This is a genomic window from Actinoplanes sp. TBRC 11911 (genome assembly GCF_012933445.1).
Taxonomy (GTDB): Bacteria; Actinomycetota; Actinomycetes; order Mycobacteriales; family Micromonosporaceae; genus Actinoplanes.
Genome location: NZ_JABBNC010000013.1, coordinates 183,570 through 200,553, shown reverse-complemented (window position 1 = coordinate 200,553; position 16,984 = coordinate 183,570). Strand labels below are relative to the sequence as shown.

Annotated in this window: 18 protein-coding genes and 1 pseudogene; 12 read left to right on the top strand and 7 right to left on the bottom strand. The window is 69.9% G+C overall.

Annotated elements, in window-relative coordinates; all coding sequences use genetic code 11:
* Window positions 1–401: 401 nt before the first annotated feature.
* Window positions 402–620, bottom strand: a complete 219-nt coding sequence (locus tag HH310_RS20050) for a hypothetical protein (RefSeq protein WP_169177106.1) — start codon at window positions 618–620, stop codon at window positions 402–404.
* A 118-nt stretch (window positions 621–738) separates the two neighbouring features.
* Between HH310_RS20050 and HH310_RS20045 the strand changes: the two genes are divergently transcribed.
* Window positions 739–2,559 carry a ricin-type beta-trefoil lectin domain protein gene (locus HH310_RS20045; RefSeq protein WP_211192379.1) on the top strand — a complete coding sequence of 607 codons (1,821 nt, stop codon included), beginning with the start codon at window positions 739–741 and terminating at the stop codon, window positions 2,557–2,559.
* A 2-nt stretch (window positions 2,560–2,561) separates the two neighbouring features.
* Here the strand turns inward: HH310_RS20045 and HH310_RS20040 are convergent, their stop codons facing one another.
* The 6 genes from HH310_RS20040 to HH310_RS20015 are packed head-to-tail and all read right to left on the bottom strand — an operon-like array spanning window position 2,562 to window position 7,450.
* On the bottom strand, window positions 2,562–2,921 hold the full coding sequence (locus tag HH310_RS20040) for a hypothetical protein (protein ID WP_169177105.1): 360 nt from the start codon (window positions 2,919–2,921) through the stop codon (window positions 2,562–2,564).
* A gap of 38 nt (window positions 2,922–2,959) precedes the next feature.
* Window positions 2,960–3,637, bottom strand: a complete 678-nt coding sequence (locus HH310_RS20035; RefSeq protein WP_169177104.1) for an NUDIX domain-containing protein — start codon at window positions 3,635–3,637, stop codon at window positions 2,960–2,962.
* A gap of 44 nt (window positions 3,638–3,681) precedes the next feature.
* Window positions 3,682–5,181, bottom strand: a complete 1,500-nt coding sequence (locus HH310_RS20030; protein WP_169177103.1) for a M20/M25/M40 family metallo-hydrolase — start codon at window positions 5,179–5,181, stop codon at window positions 3,682–3,684.
* Window positions 5,182–5,229: 48 nt separating this feature from the next.
* A complete protein-coding gene (locus HH310_RS20025; protein WP_169177102.1) occupies window positions 5,230–5,808 on the bottom strand; it encodes a hypothetical protein in 579 nt (192 codons plus the stop codon).
* A 17-nt stretch (window positions 5,809–5,825) separates the two neighbouring features.
* Window positions 5,826–6,665 (bottom strand): tetratricopeptide repeat protein, encoded by an 840-nt coding sequence (locus tag HH310_RS20020; RefSeq protein WP_169177101.1) that lies wholly within the window; start codon window positions 6,663–6,665, stop codon window positions 5,826–5,828.
* On the bottom strand, window positions 6,662–7,450 hold the full coding sequence (locus HH310_RS20015) for an SAM-dependent methyltransferase (protein ID WP_169177100.1): 789 nt from the start codon (window positions 7,448–7,450) through the stop codon (window positions 6,662–6,664). The genes HH310_RS20020 and HH310_RS20015 overlap by 4 nt, the downstream gene beginning before the upstream one ends.
* A 162-nt stretch (window positions 7,451–7,612) precedes the next feature.
* On the opposite strand from HH310_RS20015, the gene ald reads away from it, so the two are divergent.
* The 11 genes and pseudogenes from ald to der all read left to right on the top strand — a co-directional run bounded on the left by ald (window position 7,613) and on the right by der (window position 16,969).
* Window positions 7,613–8,728 (top strand): alanine dehydrogenase, encoded by a 1,116-nt coding sequence (gene ald, locus HH310_RS20010; RefSeq protein WP_169177099.1) that lies wholly within the window; start codon window positions 7,613–7,615, stop codon window positions 8,726–8,728.
* A complete protein-coding gene (locus tag HH310_RS20005) occupies window positions 8,671–9,636 on the top strand; it encodes a site-specific tyrosine recombinase XerD (protein ID WP_396027532.1) in 966 nt (321 codons plus the stop codon). Before ald ends, HH310_RS20005 begins: the two co-directional genes overlap by 58 nt.
* Before the next feature lie 141 nt (window positions 9,637–9,777).
* Window positions 9,778–10,710: a ParA family protein gene (locus HH310_RS20000; RefSeq protein ID WP_169177098.1), complete on the top strand. Its 933-nt coding sequence runs from the start codon at window positions 9,778–9,780 to the stop codon at window positions 10,708–10,710.
* 3 nt (window positions 10,711–10,713) lie between these two features.
* Window positions 10,714–11,382 (top strand): hypothetical protein, encoded by a 669-nt coding sequence (locus HH310_RS19995; protein ID WP_169177097.1) that lies wholly within the window; start codon window positions 10,714–10,716, stop codon window positions 11,380–11,382.
* 116 nt (window positions 11,383–11,498) lie between these two features.
* Complete coding sequence (locus tag HH310_RS19990; protein ID WP_169177096.1) at window positions 11,499–11,762, top strand: hypothetical protein; 264 nt, start codon at window positions 11,499–11,501, stop codon at window positions 11,760–11,762.
* A gap of 96 nt (window positions 11,763–11,858) precedes the next feature.
* Window positions 11,859–12,825 (top strand): annotated as a pseudogene (locus HH310_RS19985) (segregation and condensation protein A); the annotation flags it as partial.
* Between the two features lie 117 nt (window positions 12,826–12,942).
* A complete protein-coding gene (locus tag HH310_RS45820; protein ID WP_396027530.1) occupies window positions 12,943–13,056 on the top strand; it encodes a hypothetical protein in 114 nt (37 codons plus the stop codon).
* A complete protein-coding gene (gene scpB / locus HH310_RS19980) occupies window positions 13,034–14,092 on the top strand; it encodes an SMC-Scp complex subunit ScpB (protein ID WP_169177095.1) in 1,059 nt (352 codons plus the stop codon). Before HH310_RS45820 ends, scpB begins: the two co-directional genes overlap by 23 nt.
* Complete coding sequence (locus HH310_RS19975; protein WP_169177094.1) at window positions 14,079–14,819, top strand: pseudouridine synthase; 741 nt, start codon at window positions 14,079–14,081, stop codon at window positions 14,817–14,819. Before scpB ends, HH310_RS19975 begins: the two co-directional genes overlap by 14 nt.
* Window positions 14,820–14,915: 96 nt before the next feature.
* Complete coding sequence (gene cmk, locus HH310_RS19970) at window positions 14,916–15,590, top strand: (d)CMP kinase (protein ID WP_169177093.1); 675 nt, start codon at window positions 14,916–14,918, stop codon at window positions 15,588–15,590.
* On the top strand, window positions 15,587–16,969 hold the full coding sequence (gene der / locus HH310_RS19965; RefSeq protein ID WP_169177092.1) for a ribosome biogenesis GTPase Der: 1,383 nt from the start codon (window positions 15,587–15,589) through the stop codon (window positions 16,967–16,969). Before cmk ends, der begins: the two co-directional genes overlap by 4 nt.
* Window positions 16,970–16,984 lie beyond the last annotated feature (15 nt).

Here is a 16,984-nt window from a genome sequence, read left to right as displayed (position 1 = left end):
GCCGCAGGCGAGTCAGCAGCCGAAGGCGAGTCAGCGACCGTAAGCGATCAGCGATTTGATCGCCGTCGCTCCGCCAGCCCCCGCCACCCCGTCTCGCATATCCGATATTTCCCGATATTTTACAGATCAGATGGGCCGCTGGACGGGCGGGCTCGGCGCGCGGCCGCGCGGCGTTTCCATTCCGTGAGACGGGTGACCGCCTGCTGAGACCCGTGCCCGCATCATGGACCGACCGTCCGCGATGTGAGACCCGCGTCCATTGTAGAGAATACTTTTGTCATGTAACGCGGCTTTCGCCCGGCGGATTGTTCCGGCCGAATGTGAACCTTGGAGAGTTATGGCTCGTATGTGGGCGCAACTCTCCAAGGTTCACAAAATCCCCACGGTCAGGACTTACTCGTCTAGGCCTGGGCGAACGGGTCGCGCCCGATGGCGGCGATCACCGACCTCTTGAGGGCGTCCGCGCTCAGCTCGGGTTCGGCGATGCTCTCGAGCACGTCGGCCACGGTCCTGATCTCGGCGGTGGAGAGCACGACCGGGATGGTTTTGCCCTCGGGTGTCTCGAAGACGAGCGACATCAGCCGCGTCGCGTGATCGCGGGTGACCGTGACCGTTCCCACCCCCGGGCGGACGTCGCGGCTTGACCCACGCGGCGGCCAGCTTATATTTAAAGTCTCCTATCTGTTAGGCCGCCTTCCCCCGATGAGGCGCGCCGGCGGACACTCCCCGAGGAGCACTGTGATCGATCTGTGGAAACCCCGTCTCGCCGTCTTGGCGGCCACCGCGACAGTGGTGGCCGGCGCCGCGGTCGTCGCCACCGCCACCCCATCCCTCGCGGCCACCACCGCCGCGGTCTGGCTCACCACTCCGGACCGCAACAATCTGCTCAAACCCCAGGCCGGCGTCGTGTTCGACGGCGGTGGCGGCGGGTCGACCATCACGGTCAACCCGAACGTGACCTACCAGTCGATGGTCGGGTTCGGCGCCTCGCTCACCGACGCGGCCGCCTGGAACATCACCAACTCGTCACAGCGCAACACCATCATGAGCAACCTGTTCGGCACGTCCGGCACCGGCATCGGGCTGAGCTGGCTGCGGCAGCCGATCGGCGCCACCGACTTCTCCCGCGACTTCTACACCTACGACGACGGCGGTGCGGATCCGAGCCTGTCGCGGTTCTCCATCGCCCGGGACACGTCGTACATCGTGCCCCTGGTGAACCAGGCGCGCTCGCTGAACCCGCGGCTCACCGTGATGGCCACGCCGTGGAGCGCCCCGGCCTGGATGAAGGACAGCAACTCGCTCATCGGCGGGTCGCTGCGTGACGCCAACATCGGCGTCTACTCGGACTATCTCGTCAAGTTCGTGCAGGCGTACCAGGCAGCCGGGGTGCCGATCGGATACCTGAGCGTGCAGAACGAGCCGAACTTCTCGCCGCCCGCCTATCCGGGCATGCGGATGAGCGCCCAGCAGCAGGTCAGCATCATCAACACGCTCGCGCCCAAGCTGCGCGCGGCGGGTCTGACCACCAAGATCCTGGGATATGACCACAACTGGGACGAGACGTCGTACCCGCAGACCGTGAACAACGGGGCCGGCGCGAACGTGGCCGGCTCGGCGTGGCACTGCTACGGCGGCAACCCGGGCGGGCAGTCGGTGGTGCGCAACGCCCAGCCGGGCAAGGAGATCTTCTTCACCGAGTGCAGCGGCACCGAGTCCGCGAACACGTTCGCCGACAGCCTGTGGTGGCAGGGCCGCAACCTGGCCATCGGCACCACCCGGAACTGGGCCCGGACGGTCACCACCTGGAACATGGCGCTCAACGCGCAGCATGGGCCGGTCATCGGCAGCTGCACCAACTGCACCGGGGTGGTCACGGTCAACGGCGGATCGGTGACCTACAACGCCGAGTACTACGTGCTCGGGCATCTGAGCAAGTTCGTGCAGCCGGGCGCGGTCCGGGTCGACTCCACGAACTACGGTCAGGGCGGTATCGAGAACGTGGCCTTCCGCAACCCGGACGGCACCATCGCGCTGGTCGCGGTGAACACCGGCGGCACGCAGAGCTTCCGCGTCGCGTACGGCGGCTCGTCGTTCGGCTACACCATGCCGGCCGGTTCGATGGCGACGTTCACCTGGCCCGGCGACGGCGGCGGCACCACCAACCCGCCGACCGGCCGCACCGGTCCGATCAGCGGGCTCGGCGGCAAGTGCCTCGATGTCACGAACGGCTCCACGGCGAACGGCAACCCGCCGCAGATGTGGTCGTGCACCGCGGGCCCGAACCAGACGTGGACGCTGGGCACCGACGGCACCGTCCGCGGGCTCGGCAAGTGCCTGGACGTGACGGGCAACAGCACCGCGGACGGCGCGGCGGTGCAGCTCTGGGACTGTTTCGCCGGGCCGAACCAGCGATGGACGTACACGTCCGGCCGTGACCTGATCAACGTGGGCAGCGGGAAATGCCTGGACGTGACGAACAACAACACGGCCAACGGCGCGCGGCTGCAGATCTGGACGTGCACCGGAGCCGCGAACCAGAAGTGGACCGCGCCGTAGTCCTACGCGGCCTGCCAGCCGGCAGCACGGCAGGCGGTGGTCAGTGCCTCGGCGCTGTCCCGCCACGCCGTGCTGCCGTCGTCGGCGGTGCGGCCCACGTCGACCGCGCGCTGCGAGATCTGCCGGTTGCCGGTACGCCCGGAGGAGGCGGTCACCCGGTCGGCGAGGGCGAGGCGCGCGGTCTTCGTGCGGGCCTGGGGATAGCCCGCGGCGAAGTCGCTGCAGGCGCGGTTCGCCGCGTCGTCGAGGCTGCCGGCGGAGTCGTCGTGGGACGAGCGGCTGACCATGACCGCGCCCATGGCCAGGACGGCGACGGCCGCGATCATCATCGGGCGCTTGCTGAGCTTGAGGTTCAGCTTCACATGATCAGGTTATCGGCCGGCGGGTGATGACGCCGGGTTCAATCCTGTTCATGTGCGCGGAACGGTCCGCGCAGCGCCGCCCACTGCAGCAGCATGATGGTCTTCGCGTCGGCGATGCGGCCGTCGTCGATCCAGTCCAGGGCCTCCTCGAAGGCCAGCTCGACGGCCTCGATGTCCTCGCCCTCGTCGGCCAGGCCGCCGCCGTCGCCGGTGCGCGAGTCGGCCGAGTAGGGGGCGGCGTAGAAGTGCAGCCGCTCGGTGACCGAGCCGGGGCTCATGTACGCGTCGAAGACATGCTCCAGCTCGCCGACCGTGACGCCCAGCTCCTCGGTGGCCTCGCGGCGGATCGCGCTCGCCGGGTCCTGGTCGTCGAGCAGTCCGGCGGCCGTCTCGATGAGCATGCCGTCGCGGTGGCCGTTGGCGTACACGGGGAACCGGAATTGGCGGGTGAGCAGGACGGTGCGCCGCAGCGGGTCGTAGAGCAGGATGGTGGCGCCGTCGCCGCGGTCGTACGTCTCGCGCTGCTCTCGGGTCCAGCTGCCGTCGCGGCGGCGGTAGTCGTAGGTGGTGCGGCGCAGCACGTGCCAGGCGGAGGCGATCAGTTCCACGTCGCGGATCACGACGCCGGGGTTGCCGGTGAGCTCGCGGCCGGTGCGGTCCAGGCCGACACGGCCGCGAGCATCCGGTACGTCGACGCCGGGGATGGGGGAGTTCACGGCCAGCGACCGTACACCGGCGGGGCGAGCGGGCGTCTACGTGCTCACGCCCGAGTGATGCGGACGTTGTCGACGGCGGCCTCCACCAGCGAGGCGGTGCCGGCGTCGGCCGCCTCCACGAGCAGGGTCACGGTCTGACCGGCGTACGGGGAAAGGTTTATGGTTGCGGTCTGCCACGCGGCGGCCCGGTCGCTCGCCGCGCCGGCCTGGCTGAACAGCGTGGTGGTGGTCGAGCCGGCGGTCACCCGCACGCGGAGGTAATCGGCGCTGGTCGCGTTGTTCAGGTGCGCGAGGTACCAGGAGAAGCTCAGCGTGAGCGTGCCGGACGGCAGCGTGATCGCGGGGGAGCGCAGTGAGGTGATGCCGCCGTCGACGTCGTTCGCGCCCGCGCTGGATCCCGCGGTCGCGCCGGTCACCAGGTCGAAGGTGCCGCTCGCGGCGGTGCCGAGCTGGGTGGCGATGCCCGAGCTGGTGGCGGCCGGGTCACCGCGCTCGAACAACCCCGAGGTGGCGGTGTCGCCGGTGCCTCTGGTCCAGCCGGTCGCCGTCTCGAAGTCGTCCGACCATACCGGTGTGCCGGGGTTGGTGCCGCCGGTGCCGGCGAGCGTCCAGACGGCGTACGCGATGGCGTCGCTGTTGCGGTTCAGAGCGGTGTCGTTGATGTTCGCGGTGGTGTCGCACAAGGCGTGGTAGCAGGGGTCGAAGGTGGACGCCGTGCCGCCCCACAACGTCACCTGCGCCGCGGTCTTGCGGCCCTCGGCCCCGGTGAAGATGCCGCCGGCCGGGATGCCCGCCGCGATGAACGGGCCGTAGTCGCTGCGGCCGTCGAAGTCGGTGCCGCGGGTGGGCACGCCGATCGAGGTGAAGTACGCGGCGAGGGTCTGCTCGATCTGCGCCGAGCCGGCCGGCCCCGGACCGGCACCCGTGCCGTCGGAGTTGTCGCCGTCGTAGAGGAAGTAGCCGGGATTCGGCGAGCCGACCATGTCGAAGTTCAGATACCCGGTGATGGCCGAGCGCTGCGCCGCGCTCAACGAATTGACGTACGCCGTGGAGCCGCGCAACCCGAGCTCCTCCGCGCCCCACCAGGCGAACCGCAGGTGGCGCTGGGGCTGCAGGCCGGCCCGCGCGACGGCGAGCGCGACCTCGAGGTTGGCCGCCGAGCCGGAGCCGTTGTCGTTGATGCCCGGACCGGCGGTCACGCTGTCGAGATGGCCGCCGACCATGAGGGTGTCCGCGGTGTCGCCGCCCGGCCAGTCGGCGATGAGGTTGTAGCCGGTCGCGCCGTTGTAGGTGAACGACTGCTGCTGGGTCGTGAAACCGGCCTGGTTCAGCAGGTTCCGGACGTAGGTGACCGAGGCCAGATAGCCGGGACGGCCGTGCGCGCGGTTGCCGCCGTTCGCGGTGGCGATGCTCTGCAACTGCGCCAGGTGCGCCTTGACGTTGGCGACCGGGATGTCCGGTGCCGCGGCGTATGCCGCCGTGGCCGGCACGGCGACGATGCCGGCGGCCAGGACGGCGGTTCCGAAGAGGGAGAGTGCTCGCATGCGGCGAGCATTACATTGATCAACGTCTAAATAGTCATATCAGTCGGCTCATAGTCTCGCGAGCGTGGCCTTGGCGGTCGCGGTCAGCGCCTTCTGCGCGTCGGCGTTCGACGCGCTGCAGAGCTGCTCGCCCGGGATGCCCGAGAGCTCGACCCGCAGCACGGTGTTGACGTCGCGGACGGCGACCTGGAAGGAGCACTCGTCCGGCGTGAACGACTGCCAGGCCTCCTCGCCCAGGCCGGCGACGGTGGTCCACTGCTCGTCACCCTCGTGCGACGCCAGCTGCAGCCGCGAGGCCAGCCGGCTCCCCGTGTAGTCGAGCGTCACGAGGCCGAACGCGGTGGGGGTGCCGTCCGCCCGTACGAACTGGATGCGGCAGACACTCGCGGAGGTCTCGTCGCGCACGATGTCCGGCTTGGCGTCAGTAGTCAATGTGGACAGTGCGCCGAGGTCGGTGGCCATGCATCCGTCGGCCTTCGGCTCGTATTTCTTGCCCAGCGCGTCGTTGAGCTCGTACACCCCGAAACCGGTCGCCGCGATCATGAGGACCAGCGCGATGACGGCGAGCAGAGCGCCCGGCTTGCGCGGTAACGGTGGGTCCCAGCCGGCTTCCCCCGAGTTGATCATCGGGGAACCTTACCGGTTCAGGTCGAGGCGGGCCGGGTCGTGTACCAAGTGATCAGTTCGATCACGACGGTGAGGCCGGCCGCGGACAGCATCGGCTTCCAGGGGGCGCCGATCGCCAGCATCGCGGCCAGCGTCACCACGCCGCCGCCGATGCTCATCGCGGCCGGGGCCCGCCAGCCCAGCGGATGCGGGACGGCCAGGCGGATCCCGTACGAGAGCAGCACCGCGAACGCGATCAGCGCCACCGTCGTGCCCACCAGCACCGCGTCGCTCGGGCCGCCGGCCAGCAGCAGGAACAGAACGCCGAGCACCACCGCGGGCGGGATGGCGGCTCGCTGGGCGTACACGAACCAGGCCAGACGCTCGGGGGGCAGGCGCATCGTGAGGAAACCGGGTTTGCGTGCCGAGACACCCCACCGCTCGGCCGTCGCGCGCGCCACCGGGTTGACCGGGTCCAGGGCCAGCGCCGCCCGGATCGCGTCGTTGCCACTGTTGCGGCGCTGGTTCTTGAGGGCCTCGCCGAGCAGCGCGTGCGCCTCCGGGTGGTGCCCGTCGAGCTGGATCGAGCGCTTCGCGGCCTGCTCGGCCTCGGGGAAGCGCTTGAGGGACACCAGCGCCATCGCCCGCATGCGGTGCGCGTCCGCGTTCTCCGGAGCCAGCGCCGTCGCCCGGTTCGCCGCCTCCAGCGCCTCCCGCTTGCGGTCGGAGCCGGACAAAGCGCCGGCGAGCCCGTGCCAGGCCCGCGCGTCCTCGGGGTTGCGGTCGAGGTGGCCGCGGAACAACGCGATCGCCTCGTCGTAGCGTTCGGCGTCGGCGGCGTCACGGGCCGCGGCGACGGCGGCCGGCTCCTCGCTCATTGCTTGACGGCCACGCCGCCGGACATCTGGACGTGGAAGTCCTCGACGCCCTCGTCCTCGGGGCCGGGCCGCCACCGGTGCACCAGCGTGACGCCCGGATCGACCAGGTCCAGGCCGCGGAACAGGGCGGTGACCTCGTCGTCGGTGCGGGCCACGGCGTGGATGCCGCGCGACCGGTAGGCGGCGGCGCCGGCCACGGCCTGCTCGTTGTGCGCGGTCACCGTGGAGATCGCCAGGGTGCTGCCGGACGGGAACGGCTCCAGCAACGTGTCCAGGATCTTGTGCACCTCGTCCTCGTCCGGGATGAACTGCAGCACCGCGATCAGGCTGATCGACACCGGCTCGGACACGTCGAGGCTCTCGCGCACCTCGGCGGAGTTCAGGATCGCGACGGGGTCGCGCAGGTCCGCGTCCACGTACGCGGTCGAGCCCTCCGGCGTCGAGGTCAGCAGCGCCCGCGCGTGGACCAGGACGATCGGGTCGTTGTCGACATAAACGATGCGGGTCGCCGGGTCGACGCCCTGCACCACCTCGTGCAGGTTCGGCGAGGTCGGCAGCCCGGTGCCGATGTCGAGGAACTGCCGGATCCCGCGCTCGGCGGCCAGGTAGCGCACGACCCGGGCCATGTAGCGCCGGTTGGCGCGCATGGAGATCGGGATGCTCGGGGACGCCTTGACGATCTCGGCGGCGGCGCTGCGGTCGGCTTCGAAGTTGTCCTTGCCGCCCAGCAGATGGTCGTAGATGCGCGCCGAGTGCGGCACCGACGTGTTGAGATCAACTGCCATGCAGGGAACGTTAGCGCACCGTCTACATCGCTCATAGATCCACTGTCATGAACAAAGGTGAGCAAGCGGACATTTCGCCAGGTCGCGGGGGTACGCTGCGGCAATGGCGGCCAAGAGTCGCCTGGGAACGTCACTCAGCGTTGAGAAAGGACGGTGTCGGCTGTGAAGGTCGGCATTCCCAGCGAGATCAAGAACAACGAATTCAGGGTGGCCATCACACCCGCGGGGGTCTTCGAGTTCCGGCGCTCGGGACATGAGGTCCTCGTACAGTCCGGAGCGGGCCTCGGCTCCTCGATCACGGACAGTGACTACGTCGCCGCCGGCGCCACGATCCTGCCGACCGCCGACGAGGTCTGGGCGGCCGCCGACCTGATCCTCAAGGTCAAGGAGCCGATCGCGGAGGAGTACCCGCGGATGCGGCCCGGTCAGGTCCTGTTCACGTACCTCCATCTGGCCGCGTCCAAGGAGTGCACCGACGCGCTCCTGGACCGCAAGGTCACCGGCATCGCGTACGAGACCGTCGAGCTCGCGGACCGCTCGCTGCCGCTGCTGGCCCCGATGTCCGAGGTCGCCGGCCGGCTCGCGCCGCAGGTCGGGGCGTACCACCTGATGCGCTCCGGCGGGGGCCGCGGCGTGCTGATGGGTGGCGTGCCCGGTGTCTACGCCGCGAAGGTGGTGGTGATCGGCGCCGGCGTCTCCGGGATGAACGCGGCCGCGATCGCGCTCGGCATGCAGGCCGAGGTGCTGGTCCTGGACCGCAACATCGCCCGGCTGCGCGCCGCCGACGCCGACTACCGCGGCCATCTGCAGACGATCGCCTCCAACGCGTACGAGATCGAGAAGGCCGTCCTCGACGCCGACCTGGTGATCGGCGCGGTCCTGGTGCCCGGGGCGAAGGCGCCGAACCTGGTCTCCAACGATCTGGTGCGCCGGATGAAACGCGGCAGCGTGCTCGTCGACATCTCGATCGACCAGGGCGGATGCTTCGAGGACTCGCGGCCCACCACCCACGCCGACCCCGTCTACCAGGTGCACGGCTCGATGTTCTACTGCGTGGCGAACATGCCGGGTGCGGTACCGCACACGAGCACCTACGCGCTCACCAACGTCACCCTGCCGTACGCTCTCGAACTGGCGAACCTGGGCTGGCGCGACGCGTTGCGGGCCGACCCCGCGCTCGCGCTCGGACTGAACACGCACGACGGGCACGTCACCTACGGATCGGTCGCGGAGGCGCACGGCATGCGGACCCTTTCCCTCGCCGAGGTGCTCAACTGACCCTCGACCGCGCCGTCACCGCCTACCTCGACCACCTCAGCGTCGAGCGTGGGCTCTCCGGCAACACCCTCGCGTCGTACCGCAGGGATCTGCAGCGCTACGCCGAGGCGCTCGCCGCGGCCGGGATCGACGATCTCGCCGCGGTGCGTGCCTCGGAGATCACCCGGCACCTGGCCGACCTGCGCTCGTCCGGGCTCGCGTCGTCGTCCGCGGCACGGGCGATCAGCGCGGTCCGCGGCCTGCACCGGTTCGCCACCCGGGAGGGCCTGGTGGGCACCGACGTCGCGGCCGGGGTCAAACCGCCGGCGCCACCCAAGCGCCTGCCCAAGGCCCTCGACGTCGACCAGGTGACCCGGTTGCTCGCGGTCGCCGACGACACCCCGCTGGGCCTGCGCGACAAGGCGTTGCTGGAGTTCCTCTACGGCACCGGGGCGCGCATCTCCGAGGCGGTCGGCGCCGCCATCGACGACCTCGACCTGGCCGTCGATCCCTCGGCCACGCTGCACGGCAAGGGCGGACGCACCCGTCTGGTCCCGGTGGGTGATTACGCGAAAGCCGCGTTGGACGCCTATCTCGTACGCGGTCGCCCCGCCCTCGCCGAGAAGGGCCGCGGGACACCGGCCGTCTTCCTCAACGCGCGCGGCGGACGGCTCTCCCGGCAGAGCGCGTGGACCATCCTGCACCGCGCCGCACGGGCCGCCGACCTGCCGGTGGACGGGCCGCACGCGGTGAGCCCGCACACGTTGCGGCACTCGTACGCCACGCACCTGCTCGACGGTGGCGCCGACGTCCGGGTCGTGCAGGAATTGCTCGGGCACGCCTCGGTCACGACCACGCAGGTGTACACGCTGGTCACCGTGGACCGGCTCCGCGAGGTGTACGCGACCGCGCACCCGCGCGCTCGTTAGACGCTGCGCACCCATAGATGGCGACACGCCGAACGGCTGACCCCGGACGGGCGGCCGGGGTGGCGTACAGTCGGGCATCGGCTCCGGGTGTTACGGCCGGGCATCGGCTCGGTTTCTTCGGGTCGGGAGGGGGCGAGGACTGTGTCGGACAACGGAAGACGTGCTGAGGCATGGACGTCCGCGCTCCGGGAGCAGCAAGGCTCGCTGGACCTCGGCGCCGACCTCGGACCGGCCGATCCCACGGCCTACACGATGCGCCGTCCGATCCCCGAGCCCATGCCGACCCACCGGCACGGCCCGGCGCGGATCATCGCCCTGGCGAACCAGAAGGGTGGTGTCGGAAAGACGACGACCACCATCAACCTGGGCGCGGCTCTGGCCGAGTACGGCCGCAAGGTGCTGCTCGTCGACTTCGATCCGCAGGGCGCCTGCTCGGTCGGCCTCGGGGTGAACCCGCACAACCTCGACCTCAGCGTCTACAACCTGCTGATGCAGGACGACGTCACCACCGAGGACGTCGTCATCAAGACCGACGTCGCCGGCCTGCACCTGCTGCCCGCCAACATCGACCTCTCCGCCGCCGAGATCCAGCTGGTCAACGAGGTCGCGCGCGAGATGGCGCTGGCCCGGGTGCTGCGGTCGGTGCGCAACGAGTACGACTTCATCCTGATCGACTGCCAGCCCTCGCTCGGCCTGCTCGCGATCAACGCGCTCACCGTCGCGCACGGCGTGCTCATCCCGCTGGAATGCGAGTTCTTCTCGCTGCGCGGCGTCGCCCTGCTGCTCGACACCATCGACAAGGTGCGCGAGCGGCTCAATTTCGACCTCGAGCTCGAGGGCATCCTCGCCACCATGTACGACTCCCGCACCACCCACTGCCGCCAGGTGCTGCAGCGCGTGGTGGAGGCGTTCGGCGACAAGGTCTACCAGACGGTCATCACCAAGACCGTGAAGTTCCCCGAGTCCACGGTGGCCGGCTCGCCGATCACCAGCCTCGACCCGGCGTCGTCCGGCGCCCGCAACTACCGGCAGCTCGCCCGCGAGGTCATCGCCGCCAAGGCCGAACGCGGCTGACCGGTGCTCTTCGCGCTCGTCCATCCGGTCTCGTTCGTGGCCCTGGTCGCCAGCTTCCTGCTCGGCATCGTGCTCCGGGCGATCGCGATCCGGTACACCGCCAAGCGTTTCGGCCTCGCCGACCGCTACGACTCGGTGATGCCCCGGCTCCGTGAGGACATCGACCCGTTCGGCGCGGTCGCGGCCGCCGTCGCCGGCATGGGCTGGGGCAAGATGCTCAGCGTCGACGACATCCCCCAATACCGGGGCCGCGGCCGGGCCGTGGCGGTGTTCCTGTCCGGTCCGGTGGTGTGCCTCGTGCTCGCCCAGCTCTTCTTCCTGGCGTACGTGCTGGCCTATCCCTTCGGGTTCCTGGCCGAGCCGCAGATCGTGCTGCACGGCGTGGACGGGGCGGCGGGCCAGCAGATCCTGCTCTCGTTCGCGGTGGGGCTGCTCTGCTTCGGGATCCTGGAGCTGATCCCGATCCCGCCGCTGGACGGGTTCGGGGTGCTCTACTACGCGTTGCGCCGCCCCGGGAACGGCATGCAGTGGATGCGGCTGTGGTTCGAGCACAAGAACGTCGGCGTGGTCGTGCTGCTGGTCATCTCGCTGTTCCCGCTCGGGTCGCCGTTCCTGCTGCGCATCCTCAACTTCATCGGCCTGCTGGTGGTCAATCTCTGGGCGAGAGTCTGACCGGGGGGGGTACCCCCTATCCCCTATTCACCCCTCGGGTGGAATCCCGGAGGCGCGGGCTTGCCGGGCGGGTGCACTCTGAAGGCCAGAGAAGCCATCGATCGGAGTTGATCGCGATGAGGACCCAGTTAGTCGCCGCCCGCGCCGCCGCCCTGTTCGCCAGCGACCTTCCGTCCGGTTCCAGCCCGTCGGCAGGCGACGTGGCCGCCGCGATCGCGCATGCCATCCACGTGTGCGGGGGCAGCCGCGGTTGCGTTGCCTCGCTGGCCGCCGCGTACGGGGAATGCCCCGAGACCGCGGCGCCCCGGATGAGGTGGGCACGAGGGGTCGTTCTGACCGTGTACGGGCCGGAACGTACCGATCTGGCCCTGGCAGCTTGATCTTGCGCCGTCGCCAGTCACCCCAGGTCCGCTCGGGCGTTGACCACCAGGAGTGACGGGAGTGACGGGGTGAGCAGCGAGCAACTTGTCGGACCCTTGGTCTACGGTCAGCACGTGCCCGAAGAGTCCGTCAGCCCGCAGTCGTCCTCGCCCGACGGCCCTTCCGCCGATGCCTCGGCGCAGCCGGTTCCGGCGGGTCCGGAGGCCGACTCCGGGTCGGCCGTCGCTGTCGAGGCCGAGGCCGGCTCCGGATCGGACGTCGCGGCCGAGGCCGACTCCGGCAAGTTCACCGTGCGGCTGGAGAACTTCACCGGGCCGTTCGATCTGCTGCTGCAGCTCATCGGCAAGCACAAGCTCGACGTGACCGAGGTGGCGCTGCACCAGGTCACCGACGACTTCATCGCCTACATCCGCGCCATGGGCGACGATTGGGACCTCGGCGAGGCCAGCGAGTTCCTGCTGGTCGCGGCCACCCTGCTCGATCTCAAGGCGGCGCGGCTGCTGCCGGCGGCCGACGTCGAGGACGAGGAAGACCTCGCCCTGCTCGAGGCCCGCGACCTGCTCTTCGCCCGCCTCCTGCAGTACAAGGCGTACAAGGAGGCCGCCGCCTACCTCGCCGACCTCGAGGGCACCGGCGCCAAGCGCTGGCCGCGGGCGGTGTCGATGGAGCCCCGGTACGCCGAGGCCCTGCCCGACCTGGTGCTCGGCGTGGGCCCGGAACGGCTGTTCAAGCTGGCCCTCAAGCAGTTCGCGCCCAAGCCCGGCCCGCCGCAGGTGTCCATCGCGCACATCCACCAGGTGCGGGTCAGCGTCCGCGAGCATGCGAATCTGCTGCGCGAGCGGCTGCGGCGCGCCGGCCACGCCACGTTCAGCCTGCTGGTCGCCGACTGTGACAGCACCCTCGAGGTGGTGGCCCGCTTCCTGGCGTTGCTGGAGCTCTATCGGGAGGGCTTGGTCGAGTTCGAGCAGCCGGTGTCGCTGGACGAGCTGACGGTCCGCTGGGTCGGCGGCGACGCGGCCGACGCCGAACTGGACATCGACGACTACGAGGGAACGAAGCCGGCGCCGGAGGACGGCGACGCGGCGGACGCCGACGAGACGCCCGACAGCGACGATGTGTCGGCGATCGACGAATTGCCGGGCGACGATGAGTCGCTCGATGGCGGGGTGATGCTCGGCGATGAGGTGTCACTCGACGGCGGCGATGAGGCGTCGCTCGGCTCCGGCGGGGAAGAGGACGACGGGGGCGACCCCGCGGTGGAGGAACGATCGTGAGCAACGAGGAACAGCCTGATTCCCTGGCGGCGCAGGCGGCGGCCTGGGTGCCACCGTGGGAACGGCCGACGCGCGAGCCGGATCGTGCCTACCAGGAGGCCGCCGAGCGGGCCGCCCGCGACGAGCAGCAGGGCGAGCCTGCGGTGGTGGACGCTCCGGCCGACGAAGCGGAGCAGGAGCCCACCGATGTGCGGGTGGGGCCGGAGCTTCCGGTGCCCGAGGCGGTCGCGGACGTCGAGGATGACGACGACGGTGAGGCCGTTGATGAGCCGCTCCCGGCGGACGGCGACGACGCGGGCGACGTCTTCGACGCGGCCGCCGACGATGACGTGAGCGACGACGACGAGGTCGATATCCCCTTTGACGGGGATGCCATGACTTCCGACTTGGGGGAGGCTGCCTCGGCAGTGGTGCTCCCTGGGCAAGCATCCAGAGCCCGGGACTCCGAACGTGCGGTTGGGGACCCGGCGTCGCGTACATCTGAAGAAGTTGATCTTCCGGGGTTGGAGGACGACGCGGAGCTGGCGGCGGCGCTCGAAGCGATCTTGCTGGTGGTGGACGAGCCGGTGGGCGAGATGCAGCTGGCGGAGATCTTGGAGCAGCCGACCGAGCGGGTGGCGTCCGCGCTGGACGACATCTCGGCGCGGTACACGGCGGCCGGGCACGGGTTTGACCTGCGTAGGGTGGCCGGCGGCTGGCGTCTGTACACGCGGCCGGAATACGCGGCATATGTGGAACGGTTCGTTCTCGACGGGCAGTCCGTGCGGCTGACCCAGGCGGCGCTGGAGACATTGGCCGTCGTGGCTTACAAGCAACCGGTGACCCGATCACGCATTTCCGCCATCCGAGGTGTGAACTGCGACGGCGTCATGCGTACGCTTGCTACCCGCGGCCTGATCGAAGAGAGCGGCACCGAGGGCGAGACCGGGGCATACCTGTATAGGACGACCCCGCTCTTCCTGGAAAAACTCGGGCTGAACTCGATCGACCAGCTCCCGCCGCTGGCTCCGTTCCTGCCCGACGACGTGGAAGAAGTACTCGATGCCTCAGGCTGACACCGCCGAACGCCTCCAGAAAGTGCTGGCGGCCGCCGGTGTTGGATCCCGCCGCGCCTGCGAAGACCTGATCTTCCGCCGGCGCGTGACGGTCAACGGCAAGGTCGCCAAGCTCGGCGACAAGGTCGATCCCGCCACCGCGGTGATCATGGTCGACGGCTCGCGGGTGGTCACCAACACCAAGCTCGTCTATATCGCGATGAACAAGCCGCGCGGCGTCGTCTCCACACTCGACGACGAGAAGGGCCGCACCGAGCTCGCCGACTTCCTCGGCCAGTTCCAGCAGCGTCTCTACCATGTGGGCCGGCTCGACGCGGACAGCGAGGGCCTGCTGCTGATCACCAACGACGGCGACCTCACCAACAAACTGACCCATCCCCGGTACGGGATTTCGAAGACGTACCTGGCCGAGGTCACCAACGGCCCGCTCGCCCGCAACGTCGGCCGGCAGTTGCTCGCCGGCGTCGAGCTGGAGGACGGCCCGGCGCGCGCCGACAAGTTCCGCCTGGTCGACGCGATCGGCAAGTCCGCACACGTCGAGATCGTGCTGCACGAGGGCCGCAAGCACATCGTGCGCCGCATGATGGAGGCGGTCGGCCACCCGGTGACGCGCCTGGTCCGCACGTCGGTGGGCCCGATCCGGCTGGGCAACCTGCGTCAGGGCGGCTTCCGGCACCTGTCGAACGCCGAGGTGGCCGCCCTGTTCAAGGAGGCCGAGGAGGAGTAACCCGGCTACCGGTCGGTAACATACCCTAGTTCGTCGTTGGCATTGGCGACGGGCACAATAAGGGGGACGAGTCGGGTGGCGAACGAAGGAGTAACGGTGGCGGAAGAAGTACGGCCAGGCACGTGCGTGGTGGCCGTGGACGGGCCGTCCGGCTCGGGCAAGTCCACCGTGTCCCGGCGTCTCGCGACCGCCCTCGAGGGTGTCTACCTGGATACCGGAGCGATGTACCGCGCGGTCACCTGGGCGGTGCTGCAGGCCGGCGCCGACCTGACCGATCAGGAGTCGATCGCGAAGATCGCGGTGGAGACCGAGCTGGTCATCGGCACCGACCCGGCCGCGCCGCATTTCACGGCCAACGGCGTGGACGTCGACGGCCCGATCCGCGGACCCGAGGTCACCGGCGCGGTGTCCGCCGTCGCCGCGGTCCCGGCCGTCCGCAAGCACCTCGTCGCGCTGCAGCAGGACATCATCTCGTCGCACCCGCGCATCGTCGTGGAGGGCCGCGACATCGCCTCGGTGGTCGCCCCCGACGCCGACCTGAAGGTGTTCTTGACCGCTTCGCCCGCCGCGCGCGCCCAGCGCCGCAGCCAGGAGGACGCCACCGACGTCGCCGCCACCGAGGCCGACCTGGCCCGGCGCGACCGGCTCGACTCGTCCCGCGCGACCGACCCGCTGCGCCAGGCCGGCGACGCGATCGAGGTCGACACCACCGGCATGGGCATCGACGAGGTCGTGGCGTACGTGCTGGGGCTTCTGCAGGTGCGACAGTGAGCGAGCTTCCGGTCGAGCTTGTTCTCGACTCGCCTTCGGCTCCCGTTCCCGTCGTCGCCGTCGTCGGCCGCCCCAACGTCGGCAAGTCGACGCTGGTCAACCGCATCATCGGCCGCCGCCAGGCGGTCGTGGAGGACGTACCCGGGGTGACGCGCGACCGGGTGCCCTACGACGCGCAGTGGAACGGGCGCCGCTTCACGGTCGTGGACACCGGTGGCTGGGAGCCCGATGCGCGCGACCGTGCCGCCGCGATCGCCGCGCAGGCCGAGATCGCCGTGCAGACGGCCGACGTCGTCATCTTCGTCGTCGACGTGACCGTCGGCGCCACGGACGTGGACGAGGCGGCCGTCAAGATGCTGCGCCGCTCGCACAAACCGGTCATTCTGGTCGCGAACAAAGCGGACAATCAGAACCTCGAGCTCGAAGCGGTCGGGTTGTGGTCGCTGGGGTTGGGCGAACCGCACCCGATCTCGGCGCTGCACGGCCGCGGCTCCGGCGATCTGCTCGACGACATTCTGTCCGCCCTCCCGCCGACGCCGCCTGTCATTGAAGGGGGCCCGCGCGGGCCCCGACGGGTGGCCTTGGTCGGCCGCCCGAACGTCGGCAAGTCCTCGCTGCTGAACAAGGTGTCCAAGGAGGAGCGCGCCGTCGTCGACTCGGTCGCCGGCACCACCGTCGACCCGGTCGACAGCCTCGTCGAGATGGACGGCGAGGTGTGGCAGTTCGTCGACACCGCCGGCCTGCGCAAGCGGGTCAACCAGGCGTCGGGCACCGAGTATTACGCCTCGTTGCGCACGGCCGGGGCGGTGGAAGCTGCCGAAGTGGCGGTGGTATTGCTCGATGCGGCCGAGACCATCTCCGAGCAGGACCAGCGCGTGCTCACCCAGGTGGTGGAGGCCGGCCGGGCGCTCGTGATCGCCTTCAACAAGTGGGACCTGATGTCCGACGACCGCCGGGTTTACCTGGAGAAGGAGATCGACCGTGAGTTGAAGCGCATCCCGTGGGCCATCCGGGTGAACATCTCCGCCAAGACGGGCCGGGCTGTCGACAAGTTGGCGCCGGCTTTGCGGCGGGCGCTCGCGTCGTGGGAGCAGCGGGTGCCGACGGGGGCTTTGAACCAGTGGCTCACGGCCTTGACCCAGGCAACCCCTCATCCCGTACGGGGTGGGCGGGCGCCGCGGGTTTTGTTCGCGACGCAGGCTGGGGTGGCGCCGCCGAGGTTTGTGCTGTTCACGACCGGGCCGCTGGACGCGGGGTATCAGCGGTTCGTCGAGCGGAAGCTGCGCGAGGAGTTCGGGTTCGAGGGGTCGCCGATCGAGGTATCGGTGAAGCCCCGGAAGAAGACGGGCCCGGGGGGTCGAGGAAAGGCCCATGGGTAGGTGGTTGTAAGCTGT

Bases quoted from the DNA above. Each gene is read 5' to 3' on its own strand.
- HH310_RS20030 (WP_169177103.1), bottom strand. From the start codon at position 5,181: ATGCGAGCACTCTCCCTCTTCGGAACCGCCGTCCTGGCCGCCGGCATC.
- HH310_RS20025 (WP_169177102.1), bottom strand. From the start codon at position 5,808: ATGATCAACTCGGGGGAAGCCGGCTGGGACCCACCGTTACCGCGCAAG.
- HH310_RS20020 (WP_169177101.1), bottom strand. From the start codon at position 6,665: ATGAGCGAGGAGCCGGCCGCCGTCGCCGCGGCCCGTGACGCCGCCGAC.
- HH310_RS20015 (WP_169177100.1), bottom strand. From the start codon at position 7,450: ATGGCAGTTGATCTCAACACGTCGGTGCCGCACTCGGCGCGCATCTAC.
- HH310_RS19990 (WP_169177096.1), top strand. From the start codon at position 11,499: ATGAGGACCCAGTTAGTCGCCGCCCGCGCCGCCGCCCTGTTCGCCAGC.
- HH310_RS45820 (WP_396027530.1), top strand. From the start codon at position 12,943: ATGAGGTGTCACTCGACGGCGGCGATGAGGCGTCGCTCGGCTCCGGCG.
- HH310_RS19975 (WP_169177094.1), top strand. From the start codon at position 14,079: ATGCCTCAGGCTGACACCGCCGAACGCCTCCAGAAAGTGCTGGCGGCC.